General features: G+C 63.2%; 12 protein-coding genes. 6 read left to right on the top strand and 6 right to left on the bottom strand.

Going from position 1 to position 13,012, the window contains the following annotated elements:
* Positions 1-210 precede the first annotated feature (210 nt).
* The 6 genes from edd (at position 211) to C8C92_RS22360 (ending at position 6,038) form a co-directional block, all read left to right on the top strand.
* Complete coding sequence (gene edd, locus C8C92_RS22385) at positions 211-2,124, top strand: phosphogluconate dehydratase (RefSeq protein WP_099762643.1); 1,914 nt, start codon at positions 211-213, stop codon at positions 2,122-2,124.
* 3 nt (positions 2,125-2,127) lie between these two features.
* Complete coding sequence (locus tag C8C92_RS22380; protein ID WP_099762645.1) at positions 2,128-2,757, top strand: bifunctional 4-hydroxy-2-oxoglutarate aldolase/2-dehydro-3-deoxy-phosphogluconate aldolase; 630 nt, start codon at positions 2,128-2,130, stop codon at positions 2,755-2,757.
* A 63-nt stretch (positions 2,758-2,820) separates the two neighbouring features.
* Positions 2,821-3,333, top strand: a complete 513-nt coding sequence (locus C8C92_RS22375; protein ID WP_133250814.1) for a hypothetical protein — start codon at positions 2,821-2,823, stop codon at positions 3,331-3,333.
* Between the two features lie 162 nt (positions 3,334-3,495).
* The gene (locus C8C92_RS22370; RefSeq protein ID WP_099762651.1) at positions 3,496-4,020 is read left to right on the top strand and encodes a TadE family protein; all 525 of its coding nucleotides are present in this window, start codon (positions 3,496-3,498) and stop codon (positions 4,018-4,020) included.
* A complete protein-coding gene (locus tag C8C92_RS22365) occupies positions 4,020-4,601 on the top strand; it encodes a TadE/TadG family type IV pilus assembly protein (RefSeq protein WP_099762654.1) in 582 nt (193 codons plus the stop codon). The genes C8C92_RS22370 and C8C92_RS22365 overlap by 1 nt, the downstream gene beginning before the upstream one ends.
* 36 nt (positions 4,602-4,637) lie before the next feature.
* Entirely contained in the window at positions 4,638-6,038 is a 1,401-nt protein-coding gene (locus tag C8C92_RS22360; RefSeq protein WP_116745272.1) for a vWA domain-containing protein, read from the top strand.
* Between the two features lie 303 nt (positions 6,039-6,341).
* On the opposite strand, the gene C8C92_RS22355 is transcribed toward C8C92_RS22360, so the two are convergent.
* From C8C92_RS22355 to C8C92_RS22330, 6 genes are read right to left on the bottom strand one after another with little or no spacing between them, the layout of a single operon-like run.
* A complete protein-coding gene (locus C8C92_RS22355) occupies positions 6,342-7,274 on the bottom strand; it encodes a type II secretion system F family protein (RefSeq protein WP_099762661.1) in 933 nt (310 codons plus the stop codon).
* Between the two features lie 19 nt (positions 7,275-7,293).
* Positions 7,294-8,271: a type II secretion system F family protein gene (locus tag C8C92_RS22350; protein WP_099762664.1), complete on the bottom strand. Its 978-nt coding sequence runs from the start codon at positions 8,269-8,271 to the stop codon at positions 7,294-7,296.
* A gap of 11 nt (positions 8,272-8,282) precedes the next feature.
* Entirely contained in the window at positions 8,283-9,668 is a 1,386-nt protein-coding gene (locus tag C8C92_RS22345) for a CpaF family protein (RefSeq protein ID WP_099762665.1), read from the bottom strand.
* On the bottom strand, positions 9,665-10,855 hold the full coding sequence (locus tag C8C92_RS22340; RefSeq protein WP_099762668.1) for an AAA family ATPase: 1,191 nt from the start codon (positions 10,853-10,855) through the stop codon (positions 9,665-9,667). The genes C8C92_RS22345 and C8C92_RS22340 overlap by 4 nt, the downstream gene beginning before the upstream one ends.
* Positions 10,856-10,900: 45 nt before the next feature.
* Positions 10,901-11,197: a hypothetical protein gene (locus C8C92_RS22335; RefSeq protein ID WP_099762670.1), complete on the bottom strand. Its 297-nt coding sequence runs from the start codon at positions 11,195-11,197 to the stop codon at positions 10,901-10,903.
* Positions 11,198-11,206: 9 nt separating this feature from the next.
* Positions 11,207-12,976, bottom strand: coding sequence for a type II and III secretion system protein family protein (locus C8C92_RS22330; protein WP_243420327.1), 1,770 nt, complete (start codon positions 12,974-12,976; stop codon positions 11,207-11,209).
* Between the last annotated feature and the right edge of the window lie 36 nt (positions 12,977-13,012).

Below are 13,012 nucleotides of genomic sequence, written 5' to 3'. Positions count from 1 at the left end.
GTGAAGCCGATTTTGTTGTGTTTTTTTTAGCGATTGCAGCAGCCACATATAAGGGATCTGTTGGCAGCTGCGGATACGCGATATTGGCTGGGCTGGCTTTGATGCGCCGCAATTTGTCGCTTATTTCTGTTGTTGGCCCATGCAAGAGTGCTTCTTCTTCACCATTTTGTAGTAAAATTTCACGAAATACTCATTTTTAAGGAAATCCATATGGCGCTGCATCCAGTAGTCGAATCCGTAACAGCGCGCATCATCGCGCGCAGCCGGCCATCGCGCGGCGCCTACCTGGCGCATCTGGATGCGGCCCGCATCCAGGGCGTGCAGCGCGGCGCCCTGTCGTGCACCAACCTGGCGCACGGCTTTGCCGCCTTTCCCGTCAACGACAAGCTGTCGCTGAAAGAATACAAGAAGCCGTCCGTGGCCATCGTTTCCTCGTACAACGACATGCTGTCGGCGCACCAGCCGTTTGAAGGCTTCCCGCAGATCATCAAGCAAGCCGTGCGCGAAGTGGGTGCCGTCGCCCAGTTCGCCGGCGGCGTGCCTGCCATGTGTGATGGCGTGACGCAAGGCCAGCCAGGTATGGAATTGTCGCTGTTCTCGCGCGACACCATCGCCATGTCGACGGCCGTGGCGCTGTCGCACAATATGTTCGATGCGGCCCTGTATCTGGGCGTGTGCGACAAGATCGTGCCGGGCCTGTTGATCGGCGCGCTGCACTTCGGCCACTTGCCCGCCGTCTTCGTGCCGGCCGGTCCGATGACGTCGGGCCTGTCGAACCAGGACAAAGCCAAGGTGCGCCAGCTGTATGCACAAGGCAAGGCCACGCGCGAAGACTTGCTCGAAGGCGAGTCGAAAGCCTACCATGGTGCCGGCACCTGTACCTTCTACGGTACCGCGAACAGCAACCAGATGCTGATGGAAGTGATGGGCCTGCACTTGCCGGGCGCCGCCTTCATCACGCCGAACACCCCGCTGCGCGATGCACTGACAAAAGCTGCCGCCCAGCGCGCTGCCGGCATCACGGCGCAAAGCGCCAATTACTTGCCAGTCGGCCATATCGTCGACGAGAAATGTATCGTCAACGCCGTCGTGGGCTTGCTGGCCACGGGCGGTTCGACCAACCACACCTTGCACCTGGTGGCGATCGCCAAGGCGGCCGGCATCGTCATCGACTGGAACGATTTCAATGAACTGTCGGCCATCGTGCCGATGCTCACGCGCATCTACCCGAACGGCGACGCCGACGTGAACCATTTTCACGCGGCCGGCGGCACCGGTTACCTGATCCGCGAACTGCTCGATGCGGGCTTGCTGCACGAGGACGTCAACACCATCCTGGGCCACGGCTTGCGCGCGCACTGCATGGAACCGTTCCTCGGCGAAGACGGCAAGGTCTTCTGGAAAGATGCACCGGCCGCCAGCGCTGACGAAAACGTGCTGCGCCCGGCGTCGAACCCGTTCGCGCCGGACGGCGGCATGGTCCTCGTCGCAGGCAACCTGGGCCGCGCCGTGATGAAGGTCTCGGCCGTCAAGCCGCAGCACCGCACGGTCGAAGCACCGGCCCTGGTGTTCAATTCGCAGGAAGCGTTCATGGCCGCCTACAAGGCTGGCACCCTGGACCGCGACTTCGTCGCCGTGCTGCGCTTCCAGGGCCCGCGCGCCAACGGCATGCCGGAACTGCATGCGCTGACGCCCGCGCTGGCCAACCTGCAGGATGCGGGCCGCCACGTGGCGCTGGTGACCGATGGCCGCATGTCGGGCGCGTCGGGCAAGGTGCCGGCTGCCATCCACGTCTCGCCTGAAATCCTCGCCGGCGGCCCGCTGGGCCTGGTGCGCGACGGCGACATCATCCGTCTCGACGCGTTTACCGGCGTCCTGGAGGCGCTGGTGCCGGCCGACGTCTGGCATGCGCGTGCGCTGGTCACGGCCGACCTGTCGCCGAACCACGTCGGCATGGGCCGCGAGCTGTTTTCCATGTTCCGTTCCACCGTCAGCGCGGCGGAAGAGGGTGCCACCACCTTCGGCCTGCCGTCGCCGATTCCCACCACCGTCGCCTTGCACGACGCCGACAATGTCGGTGATACCGTACCGGGTTCCGATGAAGACTTTTTGGCTAGGAAATAAGAGATGACCATGACACTACTGGAAATTATGCGTACTTCGAGCGTGATCCCCGTGATTGCGATCGACGATCCTGAACATGCCGTACCGCTGGCGCGCGCGCTGGTGGCGGGCGGCATCCGCGTGCTGGAAGTAACCCTGCGCACCAAACACGGCCTGGAAGCGATTCGCGCCATGTCGGAAGTGCCGGGCGCCATCGTCGGCGTCGGCACGCTCACCCGTCCCGAGGAATTCGCCCAGGCGCGCGATGCGGGCGCCGTGTTTGGCGTCTCGCCAGGCTTGACGTCGGCCCTGGTGGCGGCGGCGAAAAGCAGCGGCTTGCCCTTGCTGCCGGGCGTGATGACGCCAGGCGAAGTGATGGCGGCGCGTGAAAACGGCTTCCAGCAGCTGAAACTGTTCCCGGCCGTACCGGCCGGCGGCATCGGCATGCTCAACGCGATTTACGGCCCGCTGCCGGACATCACCTTCTGCCCCACGGGCGGCATCTCGCAAGAGACGGCGTCGCAGTTCCTGGCGCTGAAAAACGTCGCCTGCGTGGGCGGCTCGTGGCTGACGCCGAAAGACGCGATCGCGGCCGGCAACTGGGACCGCATCACGGAAATCGCCAAGGCGGCCAGCGGTTTACGGTCGGCGTAAGCGGTACCGGCGCGGCAGGCTTTTATGCCTGCCGCGCTTTCTTCCATACTCATTATGCGCGTCTTGCGCCGCCCCCTCACCATCGGCGAAACCGCCATGGCCCGCAGCGTCTTCCAGGGCGCCATCGACTACGCGCGCGTGCGCGTCGTGCGCGGCTCCTTTTTACCGTTCGGCTTGCAGGACCAGAACACGGCGATGACGCCGCGCGGCAGCCTGCACTTCATGCCGGCCCAGTACCGCGACGATTTTTCCCGCGAAGGCCACGGCGGCAAGCTGTTCTTCATCCATGAAATGGTGCACGTGTGGCAGTACCAGCTCGGCTACAGCGTGCTGCTGCATGGCGTGCTGCTGGCACTGTGTGGCGGCTACATCGGGCAGCGCGCCTACCGCTACGATGCGCAGGCGGGCGGTATCCTGTCCGACTTCAACATGGAGCAGCAGGGCGACCTCATCGCCCACTACTTCGGCGCGCGCCAGCTGGGCATTCCCGCCTACGTGGCGCAACTGCCGCAACTGCAGGAGATCCTGCAAAGCTTCCTGCTCGACCCTGCCGACCGCCGCCTGCTGCCGCGCTAATTTTATTTCCCCTGCTCATTTCGAGCGCACCTGATTTACCCGCATTCAGACCTTGACTTTCGTCTTGGTATTACCTAAATTAAATTATACAAAGAACAATTTATTTGACTTTATTGCAACTTCGGCGCGAGACCGAGAGCAACCTGTCCAAGCGAGTAAATCATGCAGACTAAAAACAGCTGTAGGGGAAAGTTGTGCCTGAAAAAAATGCCGCGCGGCGCGGCCTTGGTGGAGTTTGCCATGATCGCCCCTGTCCTCTTTTTTCTCATCGCCATGATCATGGAACTGGGGGTCATGTTCTGGGTCAACCTGACAATGCAATACGCGGTGCGCGAAGGGGCGCGCTATTCCATCACGGGACAAAACAACCTCGACCCCGCCACGGCGAACAAGCAGCGTTACGAAGCGGTATTGCAAAGAATCAAGGATAGTTCGCTGGGACTGTATGGCATGGTCAGTCCCGTCATCGTCGTCAATGGCGTGTCGCAAACGCCATCGGCGTACAACAACAATATGTTTGGCGCCGCCGGCGACATCGTTGTCTTGCAGGTGAACTGCACCTGGCCTGTCGTCACGCCCGCCTGGCGCTTGATGGCGCTGCTCAACCCCAGCCACCAGACCAGTGCCGGCTCGCGCAGCCAATACACATTCAGCGTGGCTGCCACCATGCGTAACGAGGCCTTCTGATGAACGCGCGCAAACTGCCAATCCGGCGCCAGAAGGGTGTGGCGGCCGTGGAATTCGCTCTCGTACTGCCACTCTTGCTGATGCTGGCCGTTCCCGTGTTCGACCTGGCGCGCATCGTGCAAGGCGACATGATCCTGACCAATCTGAGCCGCGAAGGCGCCAACCTGGCGTCGCGCTCCTCGCAAGACCCCCAGACCATCATGACGGCCCTGGCCATGACGACGCCGCCGCTGGACATGGCCACCAATGGCAGCATGTACATCAGCAAGATCATGGGCAATGGCCCTGGCAAGTCGAACGTCATACTGGAACACTACCGCTGGACGAAGGGGGCGCAGCAGCCGAGCCGGGTATGGACTTGCAACAGCTGGGCCACGGATGGCAGCGGCAAGTGCAGCAACATCCCCAGCGCCGGCTCGGCCATCAATGACGCCATGAGCAACCAGCTCGCTGATGGCGAAGTGATTTATGTCGTGGAAGGGTTGTACCGCTCGACCATTCTGTTTGCAGGCATGAACCTGGGCTTCGGCGCCAAAACGCCGCAGCTCAGCGGCAACCTGTACGCCAAAACCATCTTCTGACATGCGGACGCCATCATCCGCTACCTGGAGGGCATCATGAAAAAACGTAATACGCCTGGAAAACAGGCCAAGGGACAGGTTCTGATTGTCGTGGCATTGTCGCTTGTCGTACTGATAGGCACCGTGGGCCTGGCCATCGATTCGGGCCTGGGTTTCATTGTCCGCTCCAAGCTCAACTCTGCCGTCGATGCGGCCAGCATCGCCGCTGCCCGTTCCGTCACACAGGGCGTGGGCGAGGCTGCGCAACGGGCCAGCGCGCAGGCTGCCGCGCGCAAATTCTTTGCCGCAAATTTCCCCGCCGGCTATCTGGGTGCCACGCCCAGCTTTCCCGATCCGACCATCACGTTTGACGCGGGCAAGGTCACAGTCGACGCGTCGGCCACGGCATCGGTGCCGGTGACCCTGATGCGGGTGTTGGGCTTCAATTTTCTCAATGTCAGCGCAGCGGCGCAAACCATCCGCAAGGACCTGGACCTGGCGTTTGTGATGGATACCTCGGGTTCGATGGCGTCCGTGGGTCCGACCGTGATCAGCAGTGCGAAATTGTTCCTGACCAAATTTAACAAGGACCTCGATCGAATGGCCCTGATTCATTTTTCGTATGGCGCGGTAGTCGACAATACAATACGTACCAGCTCACGCGGCTTCGCCCTGAACGATACGGATGCGCCGACCGGCTCGGCGGACGGCAAGGGCATGAATACCCACATCGGCAAATACGTTTTTGACGGCTTGACCAATTCCGCCGAAGGCATGTGGAATGGGCGCAACCAGCTCAACAGCATTCCCCTGGCCCAGCGTTCCAGCCTGCGCGTCATCGTGTTTTTTTCCGACGGCACGCCGAATACCTTTTCTTCCGTTTTTACCTTCAAAAAACCTGCTGATTGCACCACGCCCGGCTCGCTGATCACGAACGATGCTGCCACCGGCACGCCGGCTGGCTTGTGGCTGATCAACATGCAGAGTTCGACGGCGGCGGGGAAGTGCTACCAGGGAAGCAATATCGTCAAAAACCTCGATGCTGCCGCTTTGCCAAAATGGTACAACGCGCACAATCTGGCCGACCAGGAGTTCGCCATTTATCCGGGCACCACGCTGCGGCCCGTGACCAACGATACCAGTACCAATGCCAAGACCTGGGTCAATGTCAACAATGCTTCGCGCAACCTGCTCGAAGCGATGGCCGCCAAGGCACGCTCGGAAGGCATGTATGTATTTACGCTGGGCCTGGGAACGCAGTTGACCACCGTCAATGGCCCCGTCGCTGGCGACACGGGCGAGAGTATTCTCAAGTGCATGGCCAACACGACCGATGCGCCATCGCGTTGCGCCACGCCGACGCAGCCGGTGGGCATCTATTGCCACGCCGCCAATGCCACCGCGCTCAAACCGTGCTTCGAGAAGCTCGCTTCGGCCATCTTGCGCATCAGCATGTAGGTGCTCGCCAGGCAGGCAACAGGGCCGGACACGCAGTCCGGCCTTTTTTTGGTTCATCGCACTTTGCCGGGGCCGGCAGGCGCCTTCACCGCATCAAGCACGCGCCTGCGAAGCAAGTGCGCGTAGTTGGCGCCATACGGCCAAGCCGGACATGCTGTTTGGGCTCGCCAGCGCAGCACTGGCCAGGCATGCGGTGCTGCGGCAGGGCAGGCTGCGAGAACGGGTAGGGAGGGACGCGATGCTGGCGGGGAAGGTATTGCTCCCGGCGGTGTCTGCTGCCGGGAGTCGCAGGGAATGCTCGTCTTAATTGCCGCCAGCCATGCCTGGCAGCAGGATGCGGTAGATTTGCAGGAACGCTGGCCCCATTAGTACCACCAGCAGCGAGGGGAAAATGAAGAAGATCAGGGGAAACAGCAGTTTCAGGGCGATTTTCGCGGCTTGCTCTTCGGCCAGCTGGCGCCGTTTGGTGCGCAGCTGATCGGACTGCACGCGCAGCGAGGCGGCGATGCTGGTGCCGAAGCGTTCGGCCTGGATCAGCATGGACACCAGGGCTTCGACATCCTCGACGCCCGTGCGCAGGCCCAGGTTGCGCAAGGCGCGCTCCTTGGAATTGCCAGCGCGCAGTTCGAGTGTCAGCAAATGCAGTTCCTCGGCCAGCACCACGCATTTCAGGCTGATCTCGGCCGCTACCCGCGCCAGTGCCGCATCCATGGCCAGGCCCGCCTCCACGCAGACGGTCATCAGGTCGAGTGCGTCGGGAAAGGTTTCAAAGATCTCGCGCTGGCGCAGGCGGATGCGCCGGTTCAGCCAGAGATTGGGCAGGTAGTAGCCGAGGCCGGCCGCCAACAGCAGCCACAGCAGCAAATTGATGCCGTCGTCATGTACCCCGGCCAGGCTCAGCCCGAGGAACAGCAGCACGGGCAGGGCGATGGCCAGGCCCGTTTTGGCGCCGAAGTACAGCAGGGGCGCCGACGGATGGCGCAGGCCCGCATGCATGAAGCGCAGGCGTATCCTGGACGTTTCCCAGCCGTCTTCCGGCAAGGACAGGCGGGCCAGCGGTCCGCTGAACTTGACGAAGTGCGCCAGCCATTGGCGCGCACTGCCTGGTTCGCTGGTACCCACACTGTCGAGGCGCTGGCGTAGCGGGTCGGGTATGGCCAATAGCAGCACGAACATGGCGCCGGCGAAGACGGCGATGAAGAGCAAGCCCAGAAATCCTATTTGCACGGTAGTCATGATGTTTTCTCCCTCGACACTACACCCGGATGTGGATGATCTTGCGCATGATGAGGATGCCGACCAGCATCAGCATCGCAGCACAGGCCAGCATTTTTTGTCCACCGGGATCGTCGTACAGCACGGCCAGGAAAGTCGGATTGCTCAGGTGGATCACGGCCGCCGCAGCGAATGGCAGCAGCGACAGTATCCAGGCCGACAGGCGCGCCTCGGCCGACAGCACGCGCACCTGGCCCAGCAGTTTCATGCGGTCGCGGATAATGTGGCTGATGCTCTCAAGCAGCTCTGCCAGGTTGCCGCCCGTCTCGCGCTGTATCAGTACGGCAATGACAAAATAACGCATGTCGGTGCTGGGCACGCGGGTGGCCAGGTTCATCAGGGCATCCGGCATGGCGATGCCGAAATTGACTTCGTCGAAGGCGATGCGAAATTCCTCGGCCAGCGGCGCGGTCATTTCATCGCCGACCATTTTCAGTGCCGTGGGAAAGGCATGGCCGGCGCGCAGTGCGCGGCTCATCAGGTCGAGCGCGTCGGGCAGCTGCATGCCGATGCGCAGCAAACGGCGCGCCTTGGCCCGCTCGATGTAGTACAGGGGCAGCAGGGCGCAGGCGGCCGCCACCAGCAGGCGCAGCAGCCAGTGCAGGTTGATGAAGCTGATGGCCACCAGGGCGACGAGGAAGGTCAGCAGCACCAGCATGGCCCACTGGGCCACGCTCCATTTCAGGCCCGACTGCTCCAGCAGGCGGTCCAGGGCATGCACGCGCGGCACCTCCAGCAGCAATTTCTGCAGCGCCGGCGTTTCACTGAGGAGGCGCTGCTTGATCATGGTGGTGTTTTGCTCGCCCGCGTGGGCGCCGGCCGACAGCACCCGCAGCCGATGCGCCACCCGCTCCGATTCGGGGCCGCGCGCATTGTTCCAGCTGTGATACAGGCCCGTAATGAACAGCACCACGGCGAGGAAGATCAGCGCGCCGAAGACGTAATAGCTATAGTCCATGGCCCTTCTCCTTAGTGGTATTGGCGGCTGGGATCGAACAGGCTTTCCGGCACGACGACACCGAAGGCGCGCAGGCGGTCGAGGAACTGCGGCCGCACGCCGCTGGCCTGGAAGTGTCCGCTGACGGTGCCGTCCTGGGCAATGCCGGTCTGGCGAAAGGTGAAAATTTCCTGCATGGTGATAATTTCGCCTTCCATGCCGGTGATCTCCTGGATCGACACCACCTTGCGCTTGCCATCGGTCAGGCGCGCCACCTGCACCACCACGCCGATGGCGGCGCTGATCTGCTGGCGCATGGCCTTGCCCGGTAACATCGAGGCCGCCATGCTGATCATGTTTTCCAGCCGCGTCAGCGCGTCGCGCGGGGTATTGGCGTGAATGGTGGCCATCGAGCCTTCGTGGCCCGTGTTCATCGCCTGCAGCATGTCGAGCGCTTCGGCGCCGCGCACCTCGCCAAGGATGATGCGGTCGGGCCGCATGCGCAGCGCATTGCGCACCAGCGCGCGCTGCGTCACCTCGCCCTTGCCCTCGATATTGGCCGGCCGCGTTTCCAGGCGCACCACGTGCGGTTGCTGCATCTGCAGTTCGGCCGCATCTTCGATGGTGACGATGCGCTCGCTCGTGCTGATGAAGCCGGAAATCGCGTTGAGCATGGTGGTCTTGCCGCTGCCAGTACCGCCCGAGATCAGAATATTGACCTTGGCCTTGCCCAGGCCTTGCAGTATCTGCGCCATTTCCGTCGTCAGGCTGTGCCGTTCCACCAGGTCGGCCATGCGCAGCGGCTGGGCCGAGAAGCGCCGTATCGACATCACCGGGCCATCGATGGCCAGCGGCGGGATGATGGCGTTGACGCGCGAGCCATCGGGCAGGCGCGCATCGACCATGGGGCTCGATTCGTCGATGCGCCGGCCCACGCGCGAGACGATCTTGTCGATGATTTTCAGCAGGTGGGCATCGTCGGTGAAGCGAATATGGCTCAGTTCCAACTGGCCATGCCGCTCGACATACACCTGGCGGTAGGTATTGACGAGTATGTCGGAAATTTCCGGATCGGCCAGCAGCGGTTCGAGCGGGCCGAAGCCCAGCACTTCATCCTGGATGTCGCGCACCAGCGTGCGCCGCTCGATGTCGTTGACGACGACATTGTCTTCATCGAGCAGGCGTCCGACGAGGGTTTTCAGGTCCTCGCGTATCTGCTCCTGCGACAGGCGCTGCATGCCCTCCAGGTCGATCCTGTCGAGCAGGGCCTGGTGCACATGCTGCTTGAGTTCGTGGTAGGCGGGATTGTCGGCGCTGCCAGCGCGGGTGGCGCCGAACGGCGCGTAGCCATTCGGCGCGGCGGCGCTGCCGAGGCGTTCACGCAGGCTGGGATGGCCGCCATGGATATCGGTACTCATGCTGTTTCCCCTCGAAGGTGAATGGGCCGGCTACGCTGGAACAGGCGCGAAAACAGGCCCGCCGGGGCGGGCGCGCGCCTGCCCGACAGCTTGCTGGCACACTCCTGCAGCGACTTCGACAGCGGGCTGCCCGGCGCCAGCTTCAACACCGGCACGCCCTGGTTGACCGAAGCGGCCGCTGCCGCGTAGTGATTCGCGATGGTATGGAAGATGCGCTGGCCATACGCCGCCTCCAGGTCGCGCAGGCGGATTTCATCGTCGCCTGCGTAGCGGTTCAGGATCAGGTGAATCTTGCTTGCCGGATACTCCAGTGACTGGAACGCCTGCAGCAGGCGCTTGCCATCGCGGATGTAGGGCAGCGTTGCCTGCATGACGGGACAGATCATGTCGGCATGGTCCAGCGCGCGCACGCTGATGGCATCGAGGCCGCGGCCCAGATCGAGCACGATGAAATCGTACTCGCTGCGCGCCAGGTGCAGCAGTTGGTCGATGTGTTCCGGCTTCACGTCGCTGGAATGGGCCGGATCTTCGGGCGCGGCCAGGATGCTGAAATTGGGCGTCACCTGCACCATGCTGGCTGCCAGGAAGGACGCGTCGAGGCGGTGGATTTGCTGCGCCACGTGCGACAGGGTCGCCGTCGGCTTCTGGTCAGAGACAAACAGCGCCGCATCGCCGAACTGCAGGTTCAGGTCGAACAGTGCCACGCGCTGATTGTCCAGCGAGAGGGCATAGGCCAGGTTGGCGGCGATGAAAGTGGCGCCGCTGCCGCCCTTGCACGAGGCAAAGGCGATCACCTTGCCATTGCGCTGCACGTGCCGCGCGCTCTTGTCCTCGAGACGCTGCAGCGCCGCATTCAGGGCCGCGCCGCTGTCGGCTTGTGGCAGCACTTCGCGCACGCCGGCGCGCATGGCCTTCAGCAGGAAGTCGCTGCCCTGGTGCTGGCATTGCAGGATGATGGCCATGCCTTGCTGGCGGCTGGCCAGGCGCTCGATGCGCGCCAGGTCGGCATCGTCGATGACGGGTTGCGCCAGCAGCAGCACGTCGGGCGCCGCCATTTCGGCCGTGCCGGCAAGCCGCTCCAGGCTGCCGACGGCGCTGTCGATATCGTCGCCGGCATGGCGCTCGCGCAGCAGCGCCGCCATCCCGGCCAGTTGTTGTTCGTTACTGGAGATAATGAAGATTTTCACGGCGGGCTCCGGCTGTGGATGGGATCAAAGGGCGGGGCGGCAGTGTCAGCGTTTGCTGACGCCGATCGTCAGTACGTCGGGCAGCGGTTCGGGCGCGCTGAACGACTTCTGATACAGCTTGTAGCCGCTGATGGCGCTCCTGCCATCGAGACCGAGCACGGGATTGGTATTGCTGGCCGCATCGGGATACAGGATCTGCTGTTGCTTGAGCAGGGTCACCGCCTCGCCGAAATGGCTGTCGAGTACGGGAGTGGTCGTGGCGGCACAGCCAGCCAGCGAGCCTATTGCGGCTGCGCACAACAGGCAGCGGGGCAGGGTGCGTGTGAAGGGAAAGGTTTTCATGGGGCGCTCCTATTTGAGATCATCGATGATGCTGGCCGATGGCGTGGCCGCATCGGCCTTGGGCACGGCGCGGTATTGCGGCAGGTCGTCGTTGCTCAGCGCCGGCGTGGCAACCGGCATGGCCACGGGCATGTCGGGCGGCACGGGGGCCGCCATGGCTGCCTGCGGTGGCATGGAAGCAGGCGCTGGCAGCGGCGCTGGCACGGGCATCGGCTGCGGCTGCGGTGCTGGCGCCCGGCCTTCCATTTTTCCCTGCAGGAAGACGTCGCCGCGCGTCGGCTGTATGTACTCGTCGGTGGGCAGTTTGTAGTCGGCCGGCAATGGCTTGACCAGATGCGGCGTGATGATGAAGACCAGTTCCGAGCGGTCGGTCTGGAAATCCGTGCTGCGGAACAGTGCGCCCAGTACGGGCACTTCACCCAGGCCTGGCAAGGCCTTGATATTGCTGGTGACATTGTTCTTGATCAAGCCGCCGATGGCGAAGCTCTGGCCGTCGAACAGTTGTACCGTGGTGGTGGCGCGCCGCGTGGTAAACGAGGGCAGAATGGCTGTCGTCGAGATGCCCGTAGCGGTGATGCCGATGCCTTCCTTGTTCAGGTCGGACACTTCCGGCGACACTTTCAGGTTGATGCGCCCCCCTTCGAGCACGGTGGGGGTAAATTTGACGGCCACGCCAAACTCTTTTTCTTCCAGCGTGATCGTGGGCGTGCCGCCGTTATTGGTCTGGCTGACGGGAATGAAAATCTTGCCGCCAGCCAGGAAACTGGCTTCCTGGCCGCTGATGGCCATGATGTTCGGCTCGGCCAGCACCTTGATCAGGCCATCGCGTTTTTGCGCGTCAAGATTGAAAAAGTTGTTCTTGCTGGCGCCGCTCAAGCCGCTGGGATTATTGCTCAACAGGCTGGACAGCAGCGAATACGACCAGCTGCCGATGGTCTTGTTGATGCCCAGGCTGGCGCCCAGCTGGTCGACCAGGGTTTTCGATACCTCCGCCACTTTGACTTCCAGCATCACTTGCTGCGGCGCGGCGATGGACATCAGGTTGATCACGCGCGGCGAGGGAGCTGGTCCGCCCGAGGGGTCGGCGGCGCCTCCAGCGGCGGGCGCTGGCGCTGCGCCGCCGCCCGCCGCTGCGGCCGTGCCGGTGGCAGGACGCGAACCGCGCTGGGCATAGGCGTTCGCCAGCGACATCGCCTGGTCAGCCTTGACGGTATCGCTGACCATGCCCGACAGGATCAGCGTGTCGCCAGCGACCGTCACATGCAAGTCTTTCTCGTTCGGCAGCAATGCGCTCAGGCGCGCCTGCAGCAGGCTGCTGTCGATGCTGACGGACAGGTCGATGATGCTGGCCTCGTTGCTGCGGTTCCAGATGATCAGGTTGGTGGTGCCGACGGATTTGCCCAGCAGATAGACATCGGTGGTATTGAGCAGGATCACATCGGCGATGCGCGGATCTCCCACCGAGACGCGGGCGACGGGAAACGGCAGGTGCATCAGGGTCGATTTGCCTTCGGCCAGGGCCATGTTCCGGCTGACGTCGCTGTGGCTGCCGGCCGAGTCCGGCTTGGCTTGCGGCGCAGTGGCTGTGGCAGAGGGGCCAGCCATCTGCGGCTTGGCGCCCGGCGGCGTCGGCGACAGGCCGGCCGAAGCCGCTGGTGGCGCCGGGGCGGCCACTTCGCCATAGGCGGCCGGAATCAGGGCGCCGATGGCGGCGATGGCGAGGGCCATGCGCAGGATGCGGCTCCCGTTTGCTGTGCTCAGTTTGCTCATGGTGCTCATGGCATGCTCCTCGTGGTGCGGATCGGGCAGGAATCC

The organism is Janthinobacterium sp. 78, from assembly GCF_003096775.1.
GTDB lineage: Bacteria > Pseudomonadota > Gammaproteobacteria > Burkholderiales > Burkholderiaceae_D > Janthinobacterium > Janthinobacterium tructae.
This window is presented reverse-complemented; position numbering and strand designations above follow the sequence as displayed.